General features: G+C 54.2%; 34 protein-coding genes. All 34 read left to right on the forward strand.

The genetic code is table 11. The annotated features are described in order from the left end of the window. Window positions 1-3 precede the first annotated feature (3 nt). The 34 genes from rpoC (at window position 4) to NF683_RS08200 (ending at window position 24,491) form a co-directional block, all read left to right on the forward strand. Window positions 4-4,218 carry a DNA-directed RNA polymerase subunit beta' gene (gene rpoC / locus NF683_RS08035; RefSeq protein ID WP_253921697.1) on the forward strand — a complete coding sequence of 1,405 codons (4,215 nt, stop codon included), beginning with the start codon at window positions 4-6 and terminating at the stop codon, window positions 4,216-4,218. Between the two features lie 198 nt (window positions 4,219-4,416). Further along, a complete protein-coding gene (gene rpsL, locus NF683_RS08040) occupies window positions 4,417-4,791 on the forward strand; it encodes a 30S ribosomal protein S12 (protein ID WP_009098973.1) in 375 nt (124 codons plus the stop codon). Between the two features lie 141 nt (window positions 4,792-4,932). Beyond that, window positions 4,933-5,403 (forward strand): 30S ribosomal protein S7, encoded by a 471-nt coding sequence (rpsG, locus tag NF683_RS08045; RefSeq protein WP_009098975.1) that lies wholly within the window; start codon window positions 4,933-4,935, stop codon window positions 5,401-5,403. A gap of 167 nt (window positions 5,404-5,570) precedes the next feature. Continuing rightward, window positions 5,571-7,694, forward strand: a complete 2,124-nt coding sequence (gene fusA, locus NF683_RS08050; protein WP_253921698.1) for an elongation factor G — start codon at window positions 5,571-5,573, stop codon at window positions 7,692-7,694. Between the two features lie 29 nt (window positions 7,695-7,723). After that, on the forward strand, window positions 7,724-8,917 hold the full coding sequence (tuf, locus tag NF683_RS08055; protein WP_253921699.1) for an elongation factor Tu: 1,194 nt from the start codon (window positions 7,724-7,726) through the stop codon (window positions 8,915-8,917). Between the two features lie 160 nt (window positions 8,918-9,077). Next, window positions 9,078-9,389, forward strand: coding sequence for a 30S ribosomal protein S10 (gene rpsJ, locus NF683_RS08060; protein WP_009098983.1), 312 nt, complete (start codon window positions 9,078-9,080; stop codon window positions 9,387-9,389). A 150-nt stretch (window positions 9,390-9,539) separates the two neighbouring features. After that, the gene (gene rplC, locus NF683_RS08065) at window positions 9,540-10,178 is read left to right on the forward strand and encodes a 50S ribosomal protein L3 (RefSeq protein ID WP_009723904.1); all 639 of its coding nucleotides are present in this window, start codon (window positions 9,540-9,542) and stop codon (window positions 10,176-10,178) included. Between the two features lie 15 nt (window positions 10,179-10,193). After that, window positions 10,194-10,799: a 50S ribosomal protein L4 gene (gene rplD / locus NF683_RS08070; protein ID WP_038480381.1), complete on the forward strand. Its 606-nt coding sequence runs from the start codon at window positions 10,194-10,196 to the stop codon at window positions 10,797-10,799. After that, on the forward strand, window positions 10,796-11,092 hold the full coding sequence (gene rplW / locus NF683_RS08075) for a 50S ribosomal protein L23 (protein WP_009723902.1): 297 nt from the start codon (window positions 10,796-10,798) through the stop codon (window positions 11,090-11,092). Before rplD ends, rplW begins: the two co-directional genes overlap by 4 nt. 17 nt (window positions 11,093-11,109) lie before the next feature. Next, on the forward strand, window positions 11,110-11,940 hold the full coding sequence (rplB, locus tag NF683_RS08080) for a 50S ribosomal protein L2 (RefSeq protein WP_009723901.1): 831 nt from the start codon (window positions 11,110-11,112) through the stop codon (window positions 11,938-11,940). 33 nt (window positions 11,941-11,973) lie between these two features. After that, the gene (gene rpsS, locus NF683_RS08085; protein WP_009098993.1) at window positions 11,974-12,249 is read left to right on the forward strand and encodes a 30S ribosomal protein S19; all 276 of its coding nucleotides are present in this window, start codon (window positions 11,974-11,976) and stop codon (window positions 12,247-12,249) included. 18 nt (window positions 12,250-12,267) lie between these two features. Next, window positions 12,268-12,600: a 50S ribosomal protein L22 gene (gene rplV / locus NF683_RS08090; protein WP_038480386.1), complete on the forward strand. Its 333-nt coding sequence runs from the start codon at window positions 12,268-12,270 to the stop codon at window positions 12,598-12,600. 11 nt (window positions 12,601-12,611) lie between these two features. Further along, the gene (rpsC, locus tag NF683_RS08095) at window positions 12,612-13,316 is read left to right on the forward strand and encodes a 30S ribosomal protein S3 (protein ID WP_038480389.1); all 705 of its coding nucleotides are present in this window, start codon (window positions 12,612-12,614) and stop codon (window positions 13,314-13,316) included. A gap of 15 nt (window positions 13,317-13,331) precedes the next feature. Further along, complete coding sequence (rplP, locus tag NF683_RS08100; RefSeq protein WP_007112000.1) at window positions 13,332-13,745, forward strand: 50S ribosomal protein L16; 414 nt, start codon at window positions 13,332-13,334, stop codon at window positions 13,743-13,745. Further along, the gene (rpmC, locus tag NF683_RS08105) at window positions 13,745-13,936 is read left to right on the forward strand and encodes a 50S ribosomal protein L29 (RefSeq protein WP_009723898.1); all 192 of its coding nucleotides are present in this window, start codon (window positions 13,745-13,747) and stop codon (window positions 13,934-13,936) included. Before rplP ends, rpmC begins: the two co-directional genes overlap by 1 nt. 1 nt (window position 13,937) lies before the next feature. After that, window positions 13,938-14,198, forward strand: coding sequence for a 30S ribosomal protein S17 (gene rpsQ / locus NF683_RS08110; RefSeq protein WP_009723897.1), 261 nt, complete (start codon window positions 13,938-13,940; stop codon window positions 14,196-14,198). Window positions 14,199-14,248: 50 nt separating this feature from the next. Next, window positions 14,249-14,620, forward strand: coding sequence for a 50S ribosomal protein L14 (gene rplN, locus NF683_RS08115; RefSeq protein WP_009723896.1), 372 nt, complete (start codon window positions 14,249-14,251; stop codon window positions 14,618-14,620). 14 nt (window positions 14,621-14,634) lie between these two features. Continuing rightward, window positions 14,635-14,949 (forward strand): 50S ribosomal protein L24, encoded by a 315-nt coding sequence (gene rplX / locus NF683_RS08120; RefSeq protein WP_009723895.1) that lies wholly within the window; start codon window positions 14,635-14,637, stop codon window positions 14,947-14,949. Window positions 14,950-14,967: 18 nt separating this feature from the next. Further along, entirely contained in the window at window positions 14,968-15,507 is a 540-nt protein-coding gene (rplE, locus tag NF683_RS08125; RefSeq protein WP_009723894.1) for a 50S ribosomal protein L5, read from the forward strand. Window positions 15,508-15,517: 10 nt separating this feature from the next. Beyond that, a complete protein-coding gene (rpsN, locus tag NF683_RS08130; protein ID WP_038480396.1) occupies window positions 15,518-15,823 on the forward strand; it encodes a 30S ribosomal protein S14 in 306 nt (101 codons plus the stop codon). Window positions 15,824-15,855: 32 nt separating this feature from the next. After that, window positions 15,856-16,248 carry a 30S ribosomal protein S8 gene (gene rpsH, locus NF683_RS08135; protein ID WP_009723892.1) on the forward strand — a complete coding sequence of 131 codons (393 nt, stop codon included), beginning with the start codon at window positions 15,856-15,858 and terminating at the stop codon, window positions 16,246-16,248. Between the two features lie 9 nt (window positions 16,249-16,257). After that, entirely contained in the window at window positions 16,258-16,788 is a 531-nt protein-coding gene (rplF, locus tag NF683_RS08140; protein WP_253921700.1) for a 50S ribosomal protein L6, read from the forward strand. Window positions 16,789-16,797: 9 nt separating this feature from the next. Continuing rightward, window positions 16,798-17,148 (forward strand): 50S ribosomal protein L18, encoded by a 351-nt coding sequence (gene rplR, locus NF683_RS08145; RefSeq protein ID WP_009723890.1) that lies wholly within the window; start codon window positions 16,798-16,800, stop codon window positions 17,146-17,148. A gap of 11 nt (window positions 17,149-17,159) precedes the next feature. Then, window positions 17,160-17,660, forward strand: a complete 501-nt coding sequence (gene rpsE, locus NF683_RS08150; protein ID WP_009723889.1) for a 30S ribosomal protein S5 — start codon at window positions 17,160-17,162, stop codon at window positions 17,658-17,660. A gap of 6 nt (window positions 17,661-17,666) precedes the next feature. Continuing rightward, window positions 17,667-17,849: a 50S ribosomal protein L30 gene (gene rpmD / locus NF683_RS08155; protein WP_009723888.1), complete on the forward strand. Its 183-nt coding sequence runs from the start codon at window positions 17,667-17,669 to the stop codon at window positions 17,847-17,849. A 3-nt stretch (window positions 17,850-17,852) separates the two neighbouring features. Then, on the forward strand, window positions 17,853-18,287 hold the full coding sequence (gene rplO, locus NF683_RS08160) for a 50S ribosomal protein L15 (protein ID WP_038480402.1): 435 nt from the start codon (window positions 17,853-17,855) through the stop codon (window positions 18,285-18,287). Next, window positions 18,288-19,619, forward strand: coding sequence for a preprotein translocase subunit SecY (secY, locus tag NF683_RS08165; protein WP_038480406.1), 1,332 nt, complete (start codon window positions 18,288-18,290; stop codon window positions 19,617-19,619). 28 nt (window positions 19,620-19,647) lie between these two features. After that, a complete protein-coding gene (gene rpmJ, locus NF683_RS08170) occupies window positions 19,648-19,761 on the forward strand; it encodes a 50S ribosomal protein L36 (protein ID WP_009099023.1) in 114 nt (37 codons plus the stop codon). Between the two features lie 123 nt (window positions 19,762-19,884). Continuing rightward, entirely contained in the window at window positions 19,885-20,241 is a 357-nt protein-coding gene (gene rpsM / locus NF683_RS08175; protein WP_009723884.1) for a 30S ribosomal protein S13, read from the forward strand. Window positions 20,242-20,293: 52 nt separating this feature from the next. After that, window positions 20,294-20,680: a 30S ribosomal protein S11 gene (rpsK, locus tag NF683_RS08180; protein WP_009723883.1), complete on the forward strand. Its 387-nt coding sequence runs from the start codon at window positions 20,294-20,296 to the stop codon at window positions 20,678-20,680. Window positions 20,681-20,692: 12 nt separating this feature from the next. Next, the gene (gene rpsD, locus NF683_RS08185; RefSeq protein ID WP_009723882.1) at window positions 20,693-21,313 is read left to right on the forward strand and encodes a 30S ribosomal protein S4; all 621 of its coding nucleotides are present in this window, start codon (window positions 20,693-20,695) and stop codon (window positions 21,311-21,313) included. Between the two features lie 125 nt (window positions 21,314-21,438). After that, a complete protein-coding gene (locus tag NF683_RS08190; protein ID WP_009723881.1) occupies window positions 21,439-22,434 on the forward strand; it encodes a DNA-directed RNA polymerase subunit alpha in 996 nt (331 codons plus the stop codon). 39 nt (window positions 22,435-22,473) lie between these two features. Continuing rightward, window positions 22,474-22,860 (forward strand): 50S ribosomal protein L17, encoded by a 387-nt coding sequence (gene rplQ / locus NF683_RS08195; protein WP_009723880.1) that lies wholly within the window; start codon window positions 22,474-22,476, stop codon window positions 22,858-22,860. A gap of 206 nt (window positions 22,861-23,066) precedes the next feature. Beyond that, the gene (locus NF683_RS08200) at window positions 23,067-24,491 is read left to right on the forward strand and encodes a serine hydrolase (protein WP_253921701.1); all 1,425 of its coding nucleotides are present in this window, start codon (window positions 23,067-23,069) and stop codon (window positions 24,489-24,491) included. Window positions 24,492-24,593 lie beyond the last annotated feature (102 nt).

A 24,593-nucleotide genomic window follows, 5' to 3' on the forward strand; every position in this document is an offset into this window, starting at 1 on the left:
CCCATGAAAGATTTGGTGAAAGTACTCAAATCGCAATCTCAGTCCGAAGAGTTTGACGCGATCAAGATTACCCTGGCGTCGCCGGACATGATTCGCTCCTGGTCGTTTGGCGAGGTGAAGAAGCCCGAGACCATCAACTACCGTACCTTTAAACCGGAACGGGATGGTCTGTTCTGCGCCAAGATTTTCGGCCCAGTCAAAGACTACGAGTGTTTGTGCGGTAAGTATAAGCGCATGAAGCACCGCGGTATCATTTGTGAGAAGTGTGGCGTTGAAGTCACCAAGGCTGCCGTGCGCCGTGAGCGCATGGGCCACATCGAACTGGCATCGCCAGTGGCTCACATTTGGTTCTTGAAGTCACTGCCGTCGCGTATCGGCATGTTCCTCGATATGACCCTGCGTGATATCGAGCGCGTGCTGTACTTCGAAAGCTTTGTCGTCATCGATCCCGGTATGACCACGCTGGAGCGTGGTCAGTTACTCAACGATGAGCAGTACTTTGAAGCGCTAGAAGAGTTCGGTGATGACTTCGACGCCCGTATGGGTGCTGAAGCTGTCCAAGAACTGCTGAAAGATATTGATCTGGAAGAAGAGATTAATCACCTGCGTGAAGAGATTCCGCAGACTAACTCTGAAACTAAGATTAAGAAGCTTTCAAAGCGCTTGAAGCTGCTTGAAGCGTTCTATCACTCCGGCAACGCGCCGGCGTGGATGGTCATGGAAGTGCTGCCCGTGCTGCCGCCGGATCTTCGTCCGTTGGTACCGCTGGACGGCGGCCGCTTCGCGACCTCAGACCTGAACGATCTTTATCGTCGCGTCATTAACCGTAACAACCGTCTGAAGCGTCTGCTTGACCTCAATGCGCCGGATATTATCGTGCGTAACGAGAAGCGTATGCTGCAAGAAGCGGTTGATGCGTTGTTGGATAACGGCCGTCGTGGTCGTGCCATTACGGGTTCTAACAAGCGTCCGCTGAAATCCCTTGCCGATATGATCAAAGGTAAGCAGGGTCGTTTCCGTCAGAACTTGCTAGGTAAGCGCGTCGATTACTCCGGCCGTTCGGTAATCACTGTTGGTCCGACGCTGCGTCTGCACCAGTGTGGTCTGCCCAAGAAAATGGCACTTGAGCTGTTCAAGCCGTTTATCTACTCCAAGCTGCAGTCGCTGGGCTATGCCTCAACGATCAAAGCTGCCAAGAAGATGGTTGAACGCGAATTGCCCGAGGTGTGGGACATTCTCGCCGATGTTATCCGTGAGCACCCGGTACTGCTTAACCGCGCACCGACGCTCCACCGTCTTGGTATCCAAGCGTTTGAGCCGCTGTTGATCGAAGGTAAAGCAATCCAGCTGCACCCGCTGGTATGTGCCGCCTACAACGCCGACTTTGACGGTGACCAGATGGCGGTACACGTACCGCTGACCCTGGAAGCCCAGCTTGAAGCGCGTGCGCTGATGATGGCCACCAATAACGTGCTGTCGCCCGCTAACGGCGAGCCGATTATCGTGCCGTCGCAAGACGTTGTTCTGGGTCTGTATTACATGACCCGTGAAAAGATCAACGCCAAAGGCGAAGGCATGGTGTTCTCTGACCTTAATGAGGTGGAGCGCGCGTTCGGCACGCAGTCAGTATCGCTGCACGCTCGCGTGAAAGTGCGTCTGGACGAAGTCGATGTCGAAGAAGAGACCGGCGAGCGTAGTTTCCATCGCCGCATCTACGACACGACGGTTGGCCGTGCGCTACTGTTCCGCATTTTGCCGGAAGGTGTGCCGTTCTCGCTAATCGATCAGCCGATGAAGAAAAAGGCGATCTCTAGCTTGATCAACGAGGTATACCGTCGTGCAGGTTTGAAACCGACGGTTATCTTCGCTGACCAACTGATGTACACCGGTTTCCGTTTGGCAACCTGGTCGGGCGCCTCTATCGGTGTTAACGACTTCGTTATTCCTGATGCGAAAACCGAGATTGTCGACGCTGCAGAAGCGGAAGTTAAAGAGATCGAAGATCAGTTCTCTTCTGGCCTGGTAACCGCCGGTGAGAAGTACAACAAGGTCATCGATATCTGGTCGAAGGCCAACGATAAAGTTGCCAAGGCGATGATGGTAGGTATCTCTAAAGAGACCGTCATCGACCGTGAAGGCAACGAAGTTGAGCAAGACTCGTTCAACAGCGTCTTTATCATGGCTGACTCCGGTGCGCGTGGTTCTGCCGCCCAGATCCGTCAGTTGGCGGGTATGCGTGGCTTGATGGCTAAGCCGGATGGCTCGATCATCGAAACGCCGATCGTCGCCAACTTCCGTGAAGGTCTGAACGTACTCCAGTACTTCATCTCGACCCACGGTGCACGTAAAGGTCTTGCGGATACGGCTCTGAAAACGGCTAACTCCGGTTACCTGACCCGTCGTCTGGTTGACGTTGCCCAGGACTTGGTCATCACTGAGACCGATTGTGGCACCGAAAACGGCTTGACCCTGCACCCGATCATCGAAGGTGGCGACATCATTGTACCGCTGTCTCAGCGTGTCCTTGGTCGTGTCGTTGCGATTGATGTTATTGATCCAAGTAATGATGAAGTGCTTATTCCGCGCGGCACATTGCTGGACGAAAAGTGGTGTGCATCGCTAGACACCATGGGTGTCGACGAGATCATTGTTCGTTCTACCATTACTTGTGACACTGCCCACGGCGTGTGTGCCTCCTGTTATGGCCGCGACTTGGCGCGTGGCCATCAGGTCAACATTGGTGAGTCTGTCGGTGTTATCGCTGCACAGTCCATCGGTGAGCCGGGTACCCAGCTGACCATGCGTACGTTCCACATCGGTGGTGCGGCATCGCGCTCATCGGCAGTCGACAGCGTTCAGGTTAAGCATGGTGGTAAAGTACGTCTCCACAACATCAAGCATGTAGAGCGGGCCGACGGCAAATTGGTCGTTGTCTCTCGCTCCAGCGCACTTGCAGTGGCTGATGACCATGGCCGCGAGCGTGAGTACTACAAGCTGCCTTACGGTGCAGAGCTGTCCGTTCGTGACGGTGATGTTGTCGATGGCGGTGCGATTGTCGCGAAGTGGGATCCGCACACTCATCCGATCATTGCCGAAGTAGAAGGTAAGGCGCAGTTTATCGACCTTGACGAAGGTGTCACCATGCACCGTAGCGTCGACGAAATGACTGGTCTGTCCTCTATTGAGGTTATCGAGTCGGCAGCCCGCCCGATGGCAGGCCGCGATAAGCGCCCGATGGTGATGCTGAAAGATGCTGCTGGCGAGTACGTGTCGGTGTCTGGATCGAATACGCCGGTACAGTATCTGCTGCCGGGCAACTCGATTATCTCCGCCGATGATGGCGCTACCATTGGTGTAGGTGAAGTTGTTGCACGTATTCCGGTAGAAGCGTCTGGTAACAAAGATATTACCGGTGGTCTGCCGCGTGTTGCCGACTTGTTTGAGGCGCGTAAGCCGAAAGAGTCGTCAATCTTGGCTGAAATCAGTGGTGTGGTCAGTTTCGGTAAAGAGACAAAGGGTAAGCGTCGTTTGACGATTACTCCAGAGTCTGGCGACCCGTTTGAAGCTCTGATCCCGAAGTGGCGTCAAATCGCTGTCTTCGAGGGTGAAAGCGTTGAGAAGGGTGAGGTAATCTCGGATGGTCCGAGCAACCCCCACGATATCCTGCGCTTATTGGGCGTGGCGGAACTGGCTAAATACATCACCGCCGAAGTGCAAGATGTTTACCGCCTGCAGGGTGTAGGCATCAACGATAAGCATATCGAAGTCATTGTTCGTCAGATGCTGCGTAAGGTAGAGATCTCTGATTCAGGTGACTCTGACTTTATTACTGGCGATCAAGCTGAACTCGTACGCGTGCTAGAACAAAATGCACGTCTCGAGAAAGAAGGTAAATTCCCGGCCAAGTATCAACGCTTGTTGTTGGGTATTACTAAGGCCAGCTTGGCCACTGAGTCGTTCATTTCAGCGGCGTCGTTCCAGGAAACGACACGTGTATTGACCGAAGCAGCGGTGACCGGCAAGCGCGATTATTTACGCGGCCTGAAAGAAAACGTGGTGGTTGGGCGTCTGATTCCGGCAGGTACCGGTCTGACTCACCACGCAGAGCGTCGTCGCAAACGCGAAGACGTTGAGCGTCTGTTCAACCCCTCGGCTACCGAAGTTGAGCAGGAGCTTGGTGCTCAGTTAACCGCCCTTGATTCAGACGACGAGCTGTAATCGACGGTAAGGAAAACGAGTAACAACGAGTCGCTGGCCCTTATGGCACCGTCTTGCTGGTTAAACCGCCAGCAAGACTTGACGCCACCTAGGGTCAGCCTTTAGAATGCGCAGCCTTTAACAGTGGGGTGGGTGCGCCCGCACCTGCTGCTAGTATTTGTTGAAAGGCCAGGCAACCATTGGAGTCAGCTAAACACCATGGCAACGATTAATCAGCTAGTGCGCAAGCCGCGTAAGCGCCCCGTCACTAAGAGTGACGTACCTGCGCTACAGGCATGCCCGCAGAAACGTGGCGTTTGTACGCGCGTTTATACTACTACCCCTAAGAAGCCGAACTCGGCCCTGCGTAAGGTTTGCCGTGTGCGCCTTACCAACGGTTTCGAAGTCTCTTCTTACATCGGTGGTGAAGGTCACAACCTGCAAGAGCACTCTGTTGTTCTGATTCGCGGCGGTCGTGTAAAGGATTTGCCAGGTGTGCGTTATCACACCGTTCGTGGCGCCCTTGACACCTCTGGCGTACAGAACCGTAAGCAGGGTCGTTCTAAGTACGGTACCAAGCGTCCGAAGTCCTAAGGCGTCTTGTTGCAGCGTCTTAAGACGCTTGCGTTGTTACCTTAATACGAATATGACGGTCTGATAAGAGTAAGGTCGGGCGGCGCTACTAGCGCAATTGGTCCCGGGTTTACCTGAAGGATCCTTAATTGAGGGCTTATCATGCCTAGAAGAAGAGTTGTAGCTAAACGCGAAATCCTGCCGGATCCTAAGTTCGGAAGTGAGCGTCTGGCGAAGTTCATGAACCACCTGATGGTCAGCGGCAAGAAGTCCATAGCTGAGCGCATCGTTTACGGTGCGTTGGACAAGGTTGCCGAGCGTAGTAATGAAGAGCCGCTGGAAATCTTCGACAAAGCGCTGGAAACCATCCAGCCAATGGTCGAAGTAAAGTCGCGCCGCGTTGGTGGTGCGACCTATCAGGTGCCGGTCGAAGTTCGCCCTTCGCGTCGCCAAGCCCTAGCAATGCGCTGGTTGGTGGACGCTGCGCGTCGCCGCGGTGAGAAAACGATGGTTCAGCGCCTGGCAGGTGAAATGCTGGATGCCGCTGAAGGCAAAGGCTCGGCTGTTAAGAAGCGTGAAGATGTGCACCGTATGGCAGAAGCCAACAAGGCCTTCTCTCACTATCGTTTCTAAACTCGGCGTTTCTGAGTTTGTGTTTGGTTTTGTTGGTTGTGCTGCGCTAAAGAGTTCTTTCGCCATGCTGCAACACGCTGCCGCTATCTTTGTTGATGGCGGCAGTGGAATACGCAAAATGAACACTGCTGAATTAACGAGCATCGCCAACTAACGGGAGCTTCACCGTGGCACGCAAGACTCCACTTAATCGTTATCGCAATATCGGTATCGTCGCTCACGTTGACGCGGGTAAAACCACGACAACAGAGCGCGTACTGTTCTATACCGGTCTTTCCCACAAAGTGGGTGAAGTCCACGACGGTGCTGCGACGACAGACTGGATGGAGCAGGAGCAGGAGCGTGGTATTACTATCACCTCTGCTGCTGTAACCACCTTCTGGCAGGGTATGAGCAAGCAGTTTGACGAGCATCGCATCAATATCATTGATACGCCTGGGCACGTTGACTTCACTATCGAAGTTGAGCGTTCTCTGCGTGTTCTTGATGGTGCTGTCGTTGTACTGTGTGGCTCTTCCGGCGTTCAGCCGCAGACCGAAACTGTTTGGCGTCAGGCCAATAAGTATGAAGTTCCGCGTATGGTCTTCGTCAATAAGATGGACCGTACTGGCGCTGATTTCTTCATGGTTGTTGACCAGTTGAAGGAGCGCCTAGGTGCTAACGCTGTGCCGATCCAGATTAACTGGGGTACAGAGGAAGACTTTAAGGGCGTTATCGACCTGATTCAGATGAAGGCCATCCTATGGGATGAGGCTAGTCTGGGTATGAATTTTGATCTTGTTGATATTCCGGCAGAGCTGCAAGAAACTGCTGAAAAATATCGCGAGCAAATGGTCGAAGCTGCTGCCGAAGGCTCTGAAGAGCTGATGGACAAGTACTTGGAAGGCGGTGAGCTTACGGTTGAAGAGATCAAAGCTGGTCTTCGCGCGCGTACGCTAGCCAACGACATTGTTCTGGTGACCTGTGGTTCTGCATTTAAGAACAAAGGTGTTCAGGCAGTGCTCGACGGCATTATCGAATACATGCCTTCGCCGACGGAAGTTAAGGCGATCGAAGGTGAGCTGGACGATAAAGACGGTACCATCGATACGCGTGTAGCCGATGATAATGCTCCGTTCGCGGCGTTGGCGTTTAAGATCGCTACCGACCCCTTCGTTGGTACCTTGACCTTTATCCGCGTCTATTCAGGCGTTCTTAAATCTGGTGACGGTGTTTATAACTCCGTTAAGCAGAAGAAAGAGCGTGTTGGTCGTATCGTTCAGATGCACGCCAACTCACGCGAAGAGATTAAAGAAATTCTGGCGGGTGACATCGCGGCGTGTATCGGTCTGAAAGACGTGACCACGGGCGACACCCTGTGCGATATCGATAACAAGATTGTTCTCGAGCGCATGGAATTCCCGGATCCGGTTATCTCGGTAGCTGTTGAGCCGAAGTCGAAGGCTGATCAGGAAAAGATGGGTATCGCACTGGGTAAATTGGCCCAGGAAGATCCTTCCTTCCAGGTGAAGACCGACGAAGAAACCGGCCAGACCATCATTTCTGGTATGGGTGAGCTGCACCTAGATATTATCGTTGACCGTATGCGTCGCGAGTTCAAGGTTGAAGCCAATATCGGTAAGCCTCAGGTCGCCTATCGTGAAACTATTCGCGGTAGTGTTGAGCAGGAAGGTAAGTTTGTACGTCAGTCGGGTGGTCGTGGTCAGTATGGTCACGTTTGGCTGCGCATTGAGCCGCTGACTGGTGCAGAAAAGGGTGAAGGCGAAGACGAACTGTTCTTCAAGTTCAACTCTGAAATCGTAGGTGGTGCGGTTCCCAAGGAATACGTGCCTGCGGTTGAGAAGGGTGCCTACGAACAGCTCAAAAACGGTGTCATCGCGGGTTACCCGATGATCGACGTTAAAGTAACGCTGTTTGATGGTTCCTTCCACGACGTGGACTCTAACGAGACTGCGTTCAAGATTGCTTCTTCTATGGCAGTGAAAGAAGGTGCCAGGAAGGCCAAGGCCGTGCTGCTGGAGCCGGTGATGAAGGTCGAAATCGTGACCCCCGAAGAGTTTATGGGTGACGTCATGGGCGACCTGAGCCGTCGTCGCGGTCTGGTGCAGGGTATGGATGACTCCTCTTCTGGTAAAGTCATTCGTGCAACGGTGCCACTGGGTGAGATGTTCGGTTATGCAACCGATCTGCGCTCACAAACCCAGGGCCGCGCGAGCTACTCTATGGAGTTCGCGAAGTACGAGGAGGCGCCCTCCAGCGTCGTTGAAGCCGTCATCAATCAAAACGGTTAACCGTTAGCTAACGTAAAGAGGTTATAGCAGTGGCTAAGGAAAAATTTGAACGTTCCAAACCGCACGTCAACGTCGGCACCATCGGTCACGTCGACCACGGTAAAACGACCCTGACAGCGGCCCTAACCCGTGTGTCTGCTGAGGTTTTCGGCGGCGACTGGCGTGAGTTTGATACCATCGATAACGCTCCTGAAGAGCGCGAGCGCGGTATCACCATCGCTACGTCTCACGTTGAGTATCAGTCTGAAGAGCGCCACTACGCGCACGTTGACTGCCCAGGACACGCTGACTACGTCAAGAACATGATCACCGGTGCTGCGCAGATGGATGGCGCAATCCTGGTATGTTCTGCTGCTGACGGCCCGATGCCGCAGACGCGTGAGCACATCCTGTTGTCTCGTCAGGTTGGCGTTCCGTTCATCGTTGTGTTCCTGAACAAAGCGGACATGGTCGATGACGAAGAGCTGCTTGAGCTGGTTGAGATGGAAGTTCGTGAACTCCTCGACGAGTACGACTTCCCGGGTGACGACACGCCGATCATCACTGGTTCTGCGCTGATGGCTCTGAATGGTGAAGATGAGAACGGCATGGGTACTACTGCTGTTGCGAATCTGATCAAAGCTCTGGATCAGTACATTCCTGAGCCGGAGCGTGCTATCGACCAGCCGTTCCTGATGCCGATCGAAGACGTGTTCTCTATCTCTGGCCGCGGTACTGTTGTTACCGGTCGTGTAGAGCGCGGTATCGTTAAAGCAGGCGAAGAAGTGGAAATCGTGGGTATCCGCGACACCACTAAAACCATCGTTACCGGTGTTGAAATGTTCCGTAAGCTGCTCGACGAAGGTCGTGCAGGTGAGAACGTTGGCGCCCTGCTGCGTGGTACTAAGCGTGATGACGTCGAGCGTGGCCAGGTTCTGGCTAAGCCGGGCACCATCAACCCGCACACCACCTTCGAAGCAGAAGTTTATGTACTGTCCAAAGAAGAGGGTGGTCGTCACACACCTTTCTTCAAAGGCTACCGTCCCCAGTTCTACTTCCGTACCACTGACGTAACTGGTACTTGTGAACTGCCGGAAGGTGTTGAAATGGTTATGCCGGGCGACAACGTTAAGATGGTTGTTACCCTGATCGCTCCGATCGCTATGGACGACGGTCTGCGCTTCGCAATTCGCGAAGGCGGTCGTACCGTTGGTGCTGGCGTTGTTGCAAAAATCGTCAAGTAAGCTTGCTTGATTGATTGATCAAGGGGGCTCTTGCGAGCCCCCTTTTCTGCGCACCAATAGCAAATGTTTGACATGGGCTTTTGGCGTGCCTATAATGCGCATCCTTTGAATGCGTGGGTAGACGGCTCGCGCCGTCGACATCCATTGGAGTTTAGGGCAAATGCAGAACCAAAAGATTCGCATTCGGTTGAAAGCGTTCGACCATCGCCTGATTGATCAGTCCACAGCGGAAATCGTTGAAACCGCTAAGCGTACTGGTGCTCAGGTTCGTGGTCCGATCCCGCTGCCGACCAACCGCGAGCGTTACACCATCCTGATTTCGCCGCACGTCAACAAAGATGCGCGTGACCAGTATGAGATTCGTACGCACAAGCGTGTGCTCGATATTGTTGAGCCAACCGAGAAAACTGTTGATGCGCTGATGAAGCTCGATCTCGCCGCTGGCGTAGACGTGCAAATCAAGCTCGACTAATTACACTAGACACTTGCGGCCCAGCGCTCATTAATTTTTAGAATGAGCAGCAGCCGCCGCGCCGTGAGGCGCCACACAATGTGCTAGTGGAATGCTCTGGAAAGGGCAGCCATAGCGGGTGATAGCCCCGTACACTATAGGAGACTGAGTATGACTATCGGTTTAGTCGGTAAAAAGGCCGGGATGACCCGTGTCTTTACCGAAGATGGCGCTTCCGTGCCCGTGACCGTTATTGAAGTTGATCCTAACCGTGTAACGCGCGTTAAGACTCTTGAGTCTGACGGTTACGCAGCGGTTCAGGTCACCACAGGTTCTCGTAAAGCTAAGCACCTCACCAAAGCGCAAGCTGGTCAGTTTGCCAAGGCGGGTGTTGAGGCTGGTCGTTCACTGATGGAATTCCGTCTTGCAGAAGGCGAAGAATCTCCGGAAGTGGGTGGCGAACTCACCGTATCCCTCTTCGAAGCTGGTCAAATGATTGACGTGACCGGCACCTCTAAGGGTAAAGGCTTCCAGGGTGCTGTTAAGCGCTGGAATTTCCGTACCCAAGACAACACGCATGGTAACTCCCTGTCGCACCGCGCGCCGGGCTCTATCGGCATGTGTCAGACTCCGGGTCGCGTATTTAAAGGCAAGAAAATGGCCGGTCAAATGGGTAATGCCCGTTGCACCGTGCAGAGCCTTGAGATCGTCCGTGTCGACGCCGAGCGTAACCTGCTGCTGATCAAAGGTGCTGTTCCGGGCGCGACCGGTAGCGATGTTATCGTTCGCAGCGCCGTGAAAGCTCGCTGAAGGGGATAATTACCAATGAATCTGAATCTTGCTGCAGGCACGGGTACCGTTGAAGTAGCCGATGCCACTTTTGGCAAAGAATTCAACGAAGCGCTGGTTCACCAGGTGGTAACCGCCTATTTGGCTGGTGGCCGTCAAGGTACCCGCGCTCAAAAGAACCGTTCCGACGTACGTGGTGGTGGTAAGAAGCCGTGGCGTCAGAAGGGTACCGGTCGTGCACGTGCCGGTACTATCCGCTCTCCGCTATGGCGCAGCGGCGGCGTAACTTTCGCGGCGCGTCCTCAGGACCATAGCCAGAAAGTAAACCGCAAAATGTACCGTGCGGCGATGCGTTCCATCCTGTCTGAACTCGTACGTCAAGAGCGTCTTGTCGCTGTTGAAGAGTTTAGCGTTGAAGCGCCGAAGACCAAGCAGGTAGCTGCCAAGCTGAAAGAGCTCAACCTTGAGAAAGTGTTGATCGTCACCGAAGAAATTGACGAGAAGCTCTATCTGGCCGCACGCAACCTTCCCCACGTTGACGTGGTGGATGTCGCTGCAGCTGATCCGGTGAGCCTAGTAGCCTTTGATAAGGTTCTGGTCACCGTCTCCGCCCTGCGTAAATTCGAGGAGAAGCTGGCATGAACCAGGAGCGCGTATTTAAGGTTCTGCTTGGACCGCACGTGACCGAAAAGGCCGCGATGGCAGCCGAGCGCAACCAGTACGTTTTCAAGGTGGCATCTGATGCTACCAAACCCGAGATCAAGAAAGCCGTTGAAGCATTGTTCGGCAAGAAGGTCGGCAGCGTTCAAGTATTGAACGTGAAGGGGAAAACTAAGCGTACTGCTCACGGCGTTGGCCTGCGTAAGGGTTACCGCAAAGCGTATGTGACCCTGGCTGCGGGTGAAACGCTCGAAGACTTCTCTGGCGCCGAATAAGGGCAGGAGTACGGATAATGGCAATCGTCAAGACCAAACCCACATCCGCCGGTCGTCGCCACGTCGTTAAGATCGTTGGTGAGGAACTGTACAAAGGTCGTGCTTATGCACCGCTTTTGGAGAAACAGTCCAAGTCCGGTGGCCGTAACAACTACGGTCGCATCACCACCCGCCACGTGGGCGGTGGTCACCGTCAACACTACCGGTTGATCGACTTCAAACGCACCAAAGATGGCATTCCAGCCACCGTTGAGCGTCTTGAGCACGATCCGAACCGTAGTGCGCATATTGCACTACTGAAATATGCAGATGGTGAGCGTCGTTACATCATTGCACCGAAAGGTGTCAGCGCGGGTGACGTGCTGGAATCTGGTGTTAACGCGCCCATCAAAAAAGGCAATGCTTTGCCGCTGCGCAATATTCCGCTTGGTTCTACCGTTCACGGTATCGAACTGAAGCCGGGTAAAGGCGCGCAGATTGCTCGCAGTGCCGGTACTAGCGCTCAGCTGGTTGCTCGTGAAGGTAACTACGCCACCTTGCGTCTTCGCTCTGGCGAAATGCGTAAAGTGTTGGCTGAGTGCCGCGCAACTCTGGGCGAAGTGAGCAACTCCGAGCACAGCCTGCGTCAACTTGGCAAGGCCGGTGCGAAGCGCTGGAGAGGCGTGCGTCCGACTGTTCGCGGTGTCGCGATGAACCCGGTGGATCACCCGCACGGTGGTGGTGAAGGCCGCACCAGTGGTGGTCGTCACCCGGTATCCCCATGGGGTGTGCCGACTAAGGGTCACAAGACGCGTAAGAACAAGCGCACCGACAAGCTGATTATCCGTCGTCGTAACAAGACGCGTTAATCGAAATTGCCAAGAACTTAAGAGGTAACGGCTGTGCCACGTTCACTAAAGAAAGGTCCCTTCATTGACCTTCATCTTTTGAAGAAGGTAGAGGCTGCAGTGGAGAAGAACGATCGCAAACCAATCAAGACTTGGTCGCGTCGTTCGATGATCCTGCCCAACATGGTAGGTCTGACTATTGCGGTCCATAACGGACGCCAGCATGTCCCGGTGCACGTCTCCGAGGAAATGGTGGGTCATAAACTTGGCGAATTCGCTGCTACTCGCACATATCGCGGGCATGCTGCGGACAAGAAAGCCAAACGGTAAGCCAGAGAGGATTAAGAGATGGAAGTCACAGCTAAGCTGAGTGGCGCTGCTTTATCCGCACAGAAGGCCCGTTTGGTGGCTGACCAGGTGCGCGGTAAACCGGTCGCCGAAGCTATTGACCTGCTGACCTTCTCACCGAAGAAGGCTGCCAAACTGGTCAAGAAAGTGCTTCAGTCCGCCATCGCGAATGCGGAAGAAAATAACGGCATGGACATCGACGAGCTGCGTGTCTCGACCATCTGTGTCGATGAGGGCGTGACGCTCAAGCGTATCAAGCCGCGCGCCAAAGGCCGTGCGGATCGTATCTTGAAGCGCACCTGCCACATCACCGTCAAGGTAGCCGAGAAGTAGGAGTCGACCAGATGGGTCAGAAAGTCAATCCAACAGGCATTCGACTGGGCATCGTCAAAGACCATGCTTCTGTCTGGTATGCCGAGCGCGGCGCTTATGCCGATAAGCTCAATAATGATCTCGAAGTGCGCAGCTTCCTGGATCAGCGTTTAAAGAACGCTTCCGTAAGCCGCATTCACATCGAGCGTCCGGCTAACAATGCCCGCATCACCATTCACACTGCCCGTCCGGGTATCGTGATTGGCAAAAAAGGTGAAGATGTCGACCGTTTACGTCGCGATCTAACCGAGATGATGGGTGTTCCGGTTCATGTGAACATCGAAGAAGTTCGCAAGCCGGAGCTGGATGCCAAGCTAGTCGCTGCTAACGTAGCGGGTCAGCTTGAGCGTCGCGTTATGTTCCGTCGTGCTATGAAGCGCGCGGTACAGAACGCAATGCGTCTTGGCGCTGGCGGCATTAAGATTCAGCTGTCAGGTCGTCTGGGTGGTGCCGAAATCGCACGTACCGAATGGTACCGCGAAGGTCGCGTTCCGTTGCACACGTTGCGTGCGGATATCGACTACGCCACTTACGAAGCTCACACCACCTACGGCGTCATCGGCGTCAAAGTGTGGATCTTCAAGGGTGAAATCCTCGGTGGTATTGAGGAAGTACGTGCCAAGGCTAAGCAACAGCAGCCTGCCGGCAACGCGCCCAAGAAGAAAGGTTCCAGGTAAGGGGAGAGCGAGTCGATGTTACAGCCCAAGCGTATGAAATTCCGTAAGATGATGAAAGGCCGCAACCGTGGCCTGGCGCATCGCGGAAGCAAAATCAGCTTCGGGGAGTACGGTCTCAAAGCAACGGGTCGTGGCCGCATCACTGCGCGCCAGATCGAAGCAGGCCGTCGTGCGATCACACGTCACGTTAAACGTGGCGGTAAAATTTGGATCCGCGTCTTCCCTGATAAGCCGATTTCCAAGAAGCCGCTCGAAGTTCGTATGGGTAAAGGTAAAGGTTCCGTTGAGTACTGGGTAGCCCAGATCCAACCGGGTCGGGTCCTGTACGAAATTGAAGGTGTATCCGAAGAGCTGGCCCGTGAAGCATTTGAATTGGCCGCACAGAAGATGCCCTTGTCCACCACCTTTGCTAAACGGACGGTGATGTGATGAAAGCCCAGGAAATTCGTGAAAAGTCCGTAGGAGAGCTGCAAGAGCAACTCCTCGAGCTACTCCGCGAGCAGTTTAACCTGCGCATGCAGAAGGCCACTGGCCAACTGAGCCAGACTCATCTGCTCAAGCAGGTCCGCCGGGATATCGCCCGTGTGAAGACTATGCTCAACGAGAAGGCAGGTGAATAAGATGGCCGAAGAGAAAAAAACACGTACGCTCACCGGCAAGGTGGTGAGCGATAAGATGGATAAATCCATCGTCGTTATGATCGAGCGTCGTGAGCGTCACCCGATCTACGGAAAATACGTCAAGCGCTCCACCAAGCTGCACGCCCATGATGAGGCGAACCAGGCTAAGGCAGGCGATACGGTTTCCATTCAGGAGTGCCGTCCGCTTTCCAAGAAGAAAGCTTGGACGCTGGTCGAGGTGGTTGAGCAGGCTAAGGGTTAATACCTAAAGTCTGCCGATCAGTGCAGTCAGATTAGGTTTGGAGAAAACCGATGATTCAGACTCAGACAATGCTGGATGTCGCCGACAACAGCGGAGCGCGCCGGGTGCAATGCATCAAGGTGTTAGGCGGTTCACACCGTCGCTACGCTCGCGTTGGTGACGTCATTAAGGTAACGGTGAAGGAAGCGATTCCGCGCGGTAAGGTCAAAAAAGGCCAAGTGCTGAAAGCGGTAGTCGTTCGCACCCGTAGTGGCGTCCGTCGTAGTGACGGTTCGCTGATCCGTTTCGATGGAAATGCGGCGGTTTTGTTGAATAATACCAACGAACAGCCGATCGGCACGCGTATCTTCGGGCCGGTAACTCGTGAACTTCGTAATGAGAAGTTCATGAAGATCATTTCCCTAGCGCCTGAAGTGCTGTAAGGAGCGAGGCGGATATGCAAAAGATCAAACGTGACGATGAAGTCATCGTCATCGCCGGGAAGGATAAAGGCAAACGTGGCACTGTTAAGCGGGTACTAGAAAACCGCTTCGTGGTGTCCGGTGTGAATATGATTAAACGTCACACCAAGCCTAATCCCATGGCGGGAAATCAGGGCGGTATCGTCGAGCGTGAGGCTCCGATTCACGCGTCCAACGTAGCCATCTTCAATTCGGAGACCGGTAAGGCGGATCGCGTCGGCTTCCAAGTTAAGGAAGACGGTACCAAGGTACGTATCTACAAGTCGACGCAGACGCAGATCGACGCCTAACGCGAGTCGGGTAGCAAAATGGCGAACTTGAAAGAACGTTATCAAAACGAGGTCGTGGCTCAGCTCAAAGAGCAGTTCAGCTACGCCAACGTAATGCAGGTACCCCGGATCACGAAAGTGACTCTGAACATGGGTATCGGCGAAGCGGTCAGCGATAAAAAGTTGATCGACAATGCCATCGGCGACCTGGAGAAACTCTCCGGTCAAAAACCGTTGGTGACCAAGGCACGCAAGTCCATCGCGGGCTTCAAGGTGCGCGAAGGTTGGCCGATCGGTGTCAAAGTAACACTGCGCTCAGCGCGTATGTGGGACTTCCTGGACCGTTTGGTGAACATTGCGATTCCCCGCGTGCGTGACTTCCGTGGTCTCAATCCGAAGTCTTTTGACGGTCGCGGCAATTACTCAATGGGTGTGCGTGAGCAGATCATCTTCCCGGAGATCGAGTATGATAAGATCGATCGCATCCGGGGGCTGGACGTCACTATCACTACTACCGCCAACACCGACGAGGAAGGTCGTGCGCTACTAGCGGCACTGAACTTCCCGTTTAAGAAATAAGGGTTGGATCATGGCTAAGAAAAGTATGATAGAGCGCGAGCTCAAGCGTACTCAGCTAGTCGAGAAGTATGCGGCTAAGCGCGCAGAGCTCAAGAAAATCATCTTGGACGTGAACGCTTCTGAAGAAGAACGTTTCGAGGCGACGCTGAAGCTGCAGCAACTGCCGCGCGACTCAAGCCCGGTGCGTCAGCGTAACCGCTGCCGCGTGACTGGCCGTCCGCACGGTTTTTACAACAAGTTCGGCCTTGGCCGTAACAAGCTGCGTGAAGCCGCCATGCGTGGCGACGTCCCTGGTCTGAAAAAGTCCAGCTGGTAACGTCACGTCGAATCATCAGGAGCGCACATTAAATGAGCATGCAAGACACTCTAGCGGATATGTTTACCCGTATCCGCAATGCGCAGATGGCCACCAAGGAGACGGCTACCATGCCGTCCTCCAAGCTGAAAGTGGAAGTGGCCCGCGTGTTAAAGGAAGAAGGCTACATTACCGACTTTACGGTGGCTGAAGGCGTTAAACCCGAGCTGACCGTTACTCTCAAGTATTTTGAGGGTAAGCCGGTTATTGAGCACATTCAACGGGTTTCCAAGCCGTCTCTGCGCCAGTACAAGGGCAAAGACAACCTGCCTAAGGTCGCCGATGGTCTGGGTATCGCGATTGTCACCACCTCTAATGGTGTCATGACCGATCGTGCCGCGCGCCAAGCAGGCGTCGGTGGCGAAGTCATCTGCACCGTATTCTAGGAGGCTGGAATGTCCCGCATAGCGAAATATCCGGTTAAAGTGCCTGCTGGTGTCGAGGTTAAAATCGACGCTGGCCAGCTGACCGCCAAAGGCGGCCAGGGCACGCTATCTATGCCCATTCACCAGGACGTGGTGATTGGTCAAGAAGATGGCCAGCTGACCTTCGCCCCGAGTGAGTCTGCCAAGAGCTGGGCAATGGCCGGTACTACCCGCGCCTTGGTTCAGAACCTGGTAACGGGCGTATCCGAGGGTTTCACAAAAACTCTCGAAATTGTAGGCGTCGGTTATCGTGCCCAAGCTAAGGGCCAGACGCTCAATCTTTCACTGGGCTTCTCGCACCCGGTCGACTATGAACTGCCTAAGGGTGTCTCAGCGGAAACGCCGAAGAACACCGTGATCGTGCTGAAAAGCGCGGACAAGCAGATGCTCGGCCAGTGCGCCGCGGAAATCCGCGCCTTCCGTCCCCCTGAGCCGTATAAAGGCAAGGGTGTTCGGTACGCCGACGAGCAGGTGCGTCGCAAAGAAGCCAAGAAGAAGTAAGGCAGGGTTATGAACGCGAAGAAAGAATCTCGTCTCCGTCGTGCCCGCCGCGCTCGCGCAAAGATCCGCGAGCTGGGCGTGTATCGCCTGTGCGTCAACCGTACCCCGCGTCACATCTATGCGCAGATTATCTCGCCGGATGGTGGCAAAGTGCTAGCCAGTGCTTCTACGCTGGACAAAGCACTGCGCGAGGGTGCGACTGGCAACGCAGAAGCCGCCTCTAAGGTTGGCGCTCTGATTGCTGAACGCGCTAAAGAAGCAGGCATCACCCAGGTGGCCTTCGATCGTGCTGGCTTTAAGTATCACGGTCGCGTTAAGGCTCTGGCCGACGCCGCACGTGAAGGCGGCCTGGAATTCTAAAGGGTTTTACGATGGCGAAGAACGAACAGCAAAGCGGTGATCTGCAAGAGAAGTTAGTGCAGGTCAACCGCGTCGCCAAGGTGGTCAAAGGTGGTCGTATTTTCGGCTTCACCGCGCTGACCGTCGTTGGTGATGGTAAAGGTCGTGTCGGTTTTGGTCGTGGCAAGGCGCGTGAAGTGCCTGTTGCGATCCAGAAAGCGATGGATCAAGCTCGTCGCAACATGGTCAAGGTTAACCTTGCAGGCCATACGCTTCAGTACCCGATAAAAGCCCGTCACGGTGCTTCTAAGGTGTACATGCAGCCGGCTTCTGAAGGTACCGGTATCATCGCTGGCGGTGCCATGCGCTCTGTACTAGAGCTCGCTGGTGTCCATGATGTACTGGCCAAGTGCTACGGTTCCACCAACCCGGTTAACGTGGTGCGAGCGACTGTTAAAGGTCTCTCCTCCATGCAAGCACCGGAAGACATTGCCGCTAAGCGCGGTCTGTCTGTCGAAGCGATCACGGGGTAAGGCACCATGGCAGCAACGATCAAGGTTACCCAGATCCGCAGCACCATCGGCGTTTTGCCCAAGCACAAGGCTACTATGAAGGGCCTGGGTCTGCGTCGCATCGGTCATACGGTTGAGCTGGAAGACACCCCTGCCGTACGCGGCATGATCCACAAGGTTAACTACCTTGTGCGCGTTGAGGGAGAGTAATCCATGAAACTCAATACCCTGAGCCCGGCACCGGGCTCCAAACACGCTGAAAAGCGCGTTGGTCGTGGTATCGGCTCCGGTCTTGGTAAGACCGGCGGCCGTGGCCACAAAGGTCAGAAATCTCGCAGTGGCGGCAGCGTCAAGCCTGGTTTCGAAGGCGGTCAGATGCCATTGCAGCGTCGTTTGCCGAAGTTCGGCTTTACGTCTGCTAAGTCATTGGTATCTGAAGAAGTACGTCTGGCTGAACTTGCTAAGGTTGCCGGTGACGAAGTCACTATGGAAACCCTGAAGCAAGCCAACGTGCTAAAGGATGCGACGCTTCATGCGAAGATCATCCTTTCTGGCGAACTGAAAAAGGCGGTTACCGTTCGTGGTATCAAGGTCACCAAAGGTGCCCGTGAAGCGATCGAAGCCGCCGGCGGCAAGGTAGAGGACTAAATGGCCAAGTCAGGAAATATGCCGGCGATGGGCAGCGGTCTGAGTGAACTGTGGGCGCGTTTGCGCTTCGTGCTCCTCGCCATCGTGGTGTACCGTATTGGTGCCCACATTCCCGTTCCCGGTATCAATCCTGACCAGCTTGCTGCCTTGTTTAGGGAGCAACAGGGCACCATCCTAGGCATGTTTAACATGTTCTCGGGTGGCGCCCTGGAGCGCATGAGCGTCCTCGCCCTGGGCATAATGCCCTACATTTCGGCGTCGATTATCATGCAGCTCATGACTGCGGTCTCCCCTCATCTTGAGCAGCTCAAGAAAGAGGGTGAGGCTGGCCGCCGCAAGATTAGCCAGTACACGCGCTACGGCACGGTGATACTGGCTTTCGTCCAGGCTACCGGTATGTCCGTCGGTCTGGCTAGCCAAGGCATCGCATACAGCGCTGACTTCAGCTTCTTTTTCACCGCCGTGATTACATTTGTATCAGGTGCGGTGTTTATGATGTGGCTAGGTGAGCAGATCACCGAGAAGGGCATCGGCAACGGTATTTCGCTGCTGATCTTCGCGGGGATTGTCGCTGGGCTGCCCAGTGCCGTTGGGCAAGCGTTCGAGCTTGCTCGTAATGAAGGTGCCTGGAATGTTCTTCCGCTGTTAGCGCTGTCAGTGCTAGGTATTGCTACCGTTGCGTTTGTGGTGTTCATTGAGCGCGGTCAACGCCGCTTGAAAGTGAACTACCCCAGGCGTCAGGTCGGCAATAAGATGTATGCAGGCCAAAGCAGCTACCTGCCTTTGAAAGTGAATATGGCTGGTGTTATTCCAGCAATCTTCGCTTCCAGTATTTTACTCTTCCCGGCCTCTATTGGTCAGTGGGTGGGTGCTGGCGAAGGAATGGAGTGGTTGCAGCGTGCATCACAAGCGTTAGGCCCCGGCCAACCGCTTTACATCTTGCTTTTCGCGGCGGCAGTGGTATTCTTCTGCTTCTTTTACACAGCGCTGGTCTTCAACCCCAAGGATGTGGCTGACAATCTTAAAAAGTCAGGCGCCTTCCTGCCGGGCATTCGCCCCGGCGAGCAGACCGCTCGCTATATCGATAAAGTAATGACTCGTCTTACTTTATTCGGTGCCTTGTATATCACTGCGGTTTCCTTGATGCCCCAGTTCTTGATCGTTGCGTGGAACGTGCCGTTTTTCTTCGGCGGAACTTCGCTTCTGATCGTGGTTGTGGTCATCATGGACTTCATGGCCCAGGTGCAGTCGCATCTCATGTCGCATCAATATGACTCGGTGATGAAGAAGTCCAACCTGAAAGGCTACGGTAGCGGCGGCATTATGCGCTGAGGCGCGCCGTTGCGATTTGGAGAGAACGATGAAAGTTCGAGCTTCCGTAAAGAAGATGTGCCGTAATTGTAAGATCATTCGACGCAATGGCGCTGTCCGCGTCATTTGTATCGAACCGCGGCACAAACAGCGCCAGGGTTAATACCTGGGTTGTTTTTAAGCGGGTGCCGGCATACCCCTTGCCATAAGGCTTATAAAGGGGTATGCTGTTGCGCCTTTTGTAGATGAACAAACGAGCAAGCCGCTCAAATTTCGGAGTAAGCTGATGGCCCGTATTGCAGGCGTCAATATCCCGGACAACAAGCATGCGGCGATCTCGCTGACCTATATCTTCGGGATTGGCCGTACTCGCGCTCAGCACGTTTGTGCTGCTGCCGGTATCGCGCCTACTACCAAGATCCAGGATCTATCTAGCGATGAGCTGGATACCCTGCGTTCTGAAGTTGGTAAGTACACCGTAGAAGGCGACCTTCGTCGTGATGTTACGCTTAACATTAAGCGTCTCATGGACTTAGGCTGCTACCGTGGTCTGCGTCATCGTCGTAGTCTTCCGCTGCGTGGTCAGCGGACTAAGACTAACGCGCGTACCCGTAAGGGCCCGCGTAAGCCGATCCGCAAATAACACGCAGGCTCTTTAATAGAGAGCTGACGTTAAGACAGGAATAGACATCAACATGGCTAACCCGCGTAGTAACCGTAAAAAGGTTAAAAAGCAGGTAGTGGACGCCGTAGCGCATATCCACGCCTCTTTTAACAACACGATCGTGACGATCACAGACCGCCAGGGCAACGCTCTTTCTTGGGCGACAGCCGGTGGTTCGGGTTTTCGTGGTTCTCGCAAGAGCACCCCGTTCGCTGCTCAAGTGGCAAGTGAGCGTGCAGCAACTGCTGCAGCCGAGTATGGTGTGAAAAACGTAGACGTGCTGGTCAAGGGCCCCGGTCCAGGCCGTGAATCCGCCGTGCGCGCTCTCAATGCCGCCGGCTTCCGCGTGCAAAGCATCACTGACGCGACGCCCATTCCTCATAATGGCTGCCGTCCGCCTAAGAAACGCCGCGTTTAAGGAGACAGATTCATGGCTCGTTATATTGGACCGAAGTGCAAACTGTCTCGTCGTGAAGGCACCGACCTCTTTTTAAAGAGCGGTGTTACTCCCTTCGAGAAAAAGTGTAAATCCGAGCAGATCCCGGGTGTACACGGCCAGCGTCGTCAGCGTCTTTCCGACTACGGCTTGCAGCTTCGTGAGAAGCAGAAAGTACGCCGTATGTATGGCGTACTCGAAAAGCAGTTCCGCAACTACTACAAAGAAGCCGCTCGCCTGAAAGGTGCGACTGGTGAAGTATTGTTGCAGTTGCTTGAATCCCGACTGGATAACGTCGTCTACCGCATGGGCTTTGGCTCGACTCGCTCTGAAGCGCGTCAGCTGGTCAGCCACAAGGCGATTTCCGTGAACGGCCGCACCGTTAACGTTGCTTCCTACCAAGTGAAGCCCGGTGACGTTGTTTCTGTTCGCGAAAAGGCGAAGAACCAAGCACGTATTCAACACTCGTTGACCATTGCGGCCAACCGTGGCGATATCGCTTGGATCGAAATCGACGCCAAGAAGATGGAAGGCACTTTCAAGGCTCTGCCTGAACGCGGTGACCTGACTGCCGACATCAACGAAAACCTGATCGTCGAGCTGTACTCCAAGTAAGCAGTTTGATTTACATTTCTGCTTCTTGAGACCTGGGCGGGGTAGCCAAGCTAACCGCCCAGATGCTCTTGAGTAGTGTGCTCTAGAGTACTCAGTATCCGTTTGGCAGCCTGAAAGGTGTTCATATGCAGCGTTCAGTGACAGAGTTTCTTCGTCCTCGTGACATCAAGGTCGAAGAAATCAGCGCACATCATGCCAAAATCGTTCTCGAACCGTTCGAGCGCGGCTTTGGTCACACCCTGGGGAATGCACTTCGTCGCATTCTGCTTTCGTCCATGCCCGGCGCTGCCGTGGTAGAGGCTGAAATTGCCGGTGTAGAGCACGAATACAGTGCGCTCGAAGGGGTGCAGGAAGATGTCATCGAAATCCTCCTGAACTTGAAAGATGTTGCGATCAAGATGCACAGCCGCGATGAGGCGGTGCTCTCGCTGAACAAGCAGGGCCCAGCTGTCGTCACCGCTGGCGACATTGCGCTTGATCATAGCGTCGAAATCGTCAACCCGGATCACGTCATTGCTCATGTCAATGAAGGTGCCGAGCTGAAAATTCAGCTTAAGGTAGCGCTGGGTCGTGGTTACGAACCGGCTGACGCTCGTGGCTCTGATGAAGAGACACGTGCAATTGGCCGCCTGCAGCTGGATGCCACCTTCAGCCCTGTTCGCCGTGTTTCCTATTCGGTTGAAGCCGCTCGTGTTGAGCAGCGCACCGACCTCGATAAACTAATTATCGATCTGGAAACCGACGGTACACTGGATCCGGAAGAGGCTATCCGTCGCAGTGCGACCATTCTGCAAGAGCAGCTGGCCGCCTTCGTCGACCTGGAAGCTGATAAAGAGCAGGAAGTCGAAGAGGAAGAGGATCTTGTTGATCCTATCCTATTGCGCCCCGTAGACGATCTTGAGTTGACAGTTCGCAGCGCTAACTGCCTAAAAGCCGAGAATATTTACTACATTGGTGATCTTATCCAGCGCACTGAAGTTGAGCTGCTGAAGACACCGAATCTTGGTAAAAAGTCTTTGAATGAAATCAAAGACGTATTGGCAGCGCGCGGCTTGTCCCTCGGCATGCGGCTGGAAAATTGGCCACCCGCTAGCCTGAAGGACGACAAGGCCTCCGCGTGAGTGTCGACTCGAGTCCCAGTTTGGTAAGGAATTACAACCATGCGTCATCGTAAGAGTGGTCGTCATCTGAATCGTACCAGCTCGCATCGTCAGGCCATGTTCAAGAACATGTCTGTCTCGCTGGTCGAACATGAAGTCATCAAGACAACCCTGCCTAAGGCCAAGGAATTGCGTCGCGTTATCGAGCCGCTAATTACCCTAGCCAAGCAGGATAGCGTTGCAAACCGCCGTTTGGCATTTGCCCGCACGCGCTCCAAAGAAGCCGTCGGCAAACTGTTCAACGAGCTAGGTCCGCGTTATGCCGAGCGTCCGGGTGGTTACATCCGCATCCTCAAGTGCGGTTACCGCACAGGCGACAACGCGCCCATGGCGTTCGTTGAGCTAGTTGACCGTCCGGTTGTTGAAGAAGCAGCGGCAGAAGAGTAAGTCTCTGCGTTGTTGCTCAACAAAATGAAAGCCGACCCCTTAGGGTCGGTTTTTTTTTGGTCTATGCATTTCATTGCGTTTTCAACTTTTATACTGCTTTCTTAATTCACTTGAAGAGTTACCGTGCTAGTCTTAGATTTCTTAGTGTGGCAAGTAGATTAATGGTTGGTAGTGTGACATCACAGCAAAACAAGAAAGGGGCATGTATGGCAACAAGGGGAATATGCGCAACGATCGTCGCGCGTTGGTGGCTTCCGCTGTCGTTAATGGTATTGCTGCTAAGCACGATATCGAGTGCTCATGCAAATCCGCGTTATGCTGGGATTGTTGTGGATTTGGAAAACGGAGAGGTGCTGTACGCCGAGAATGCCGATGAGCGTCGCTACCCCGCATCGTTAACCAAAATGATGACGCTTTATCTTACATTTGAAGCATTGGAGAGCGGCCGGCTCAGTCTGAATCAGCCGCTTCCTGTGTCTGCTCAAGCTGCCGCCATGCCTGCTGTAAAACTGTGGCTTTCTGCAGGTAGTACCATTCCTGTTGATTCTGCTATTCGTGCGTTAGCAGTGCGCTCTGCTAATGATGTTGCCGTCGTGGTGGCTGAAGCGTTAGGTGGTAGCGAGCAGCGTTTCGCTCAGCTGATGACCGCAAAAGCGCGCGAGCTAGGCATGAATGCCACCACGTTCCGTAATGCCTCGGGTCTACCTGATGATCAGCAGGTCACCACGGCACGGGATATGGTGACACTCTCTGTGCGCGTGATGCAGGACTTCCCACAGTACTACCACTACTTTGGGCTCCAGGAGTTCACCTATCGTGGTACCCGGCACACCAGCCATAACCGCTTAGTGAAAAATTACCCCGGTGCAGATGGCCTTAAAACCGGCTTCATTCGTGCATCTGGTTTCAATGTAGCGACAACGGCCGTCCACGGGGATCGCCGCATGGTCGGTGTTGTTATGGGTGGCTTTAGTGGGTCATCTCGTGATTCTCATATGGCCAACCTGTTAGATCGAAGCTTTGCTCGTGCAGCGCTGCGTGACCAGCAAACATGGCTGGCCAATACTACTTTCTCTAGTGAGTTTATGGCTTTCTCTGGCTCTGGCACCCCTAGCCAACGCCCCATGTCGACACCGCCAGCTTCTAATCGCCCTGTCATGGCCAGTAACGTAACGATTTCGAATAATACAGCGGCTTCGAATAATTTGGCAGCGACAACACTTTCTCCTTCACCAGCGCCTGCACCGGCTGTTGAAATTGAAGATCGTCTCGCGCGCTCTATGGAGACACCGACAAGCAGTCCGGTTAGCCATACATCAAACTCGGTGAATACGTTTATTGAGCGTGAACGCGAGTTGGCTGCTACGCCCCAACGGTCTGTTACTGCTGGTGATTGGGGTATCCAGGTAGGTGCTTTTAGCCAGGAAGCACGAGCAGAGCAGTTGGCACGTCAGGCAGCTCAGCGATTGCCTCATGAAGTGGGAGGACGGGTTGCCATCGACACCATAGCTGGTCAAACGCCGGTATTCCGCGCCCGTGTTGTCGCCTTGGACGAAGCGCGCGCCAGGCGCGCCTGTAGAACGCTCCAGGCGCAGGGGATGGAGTGCATGGTGGTCAACGCAAGTTTGTAAAGCCACGTTAGATCCGCAACCCCGCCAGTGACACATTGGCGGGGTTTTTTATTAGTTGTTTAACCCCGGCTGATAAAGTGTCCGAAGGGCAAAAGGAGAGCG

Origin of the sequence: Halomonas sp. MS1, assembly GCF_024182575.1 — a bacterium.
Classification (GTDB): Bacteria; Pseudomonadota; Gammaproteobacteria; order Pseudomonadales; family Halomonadaceae; genus Vreelandella.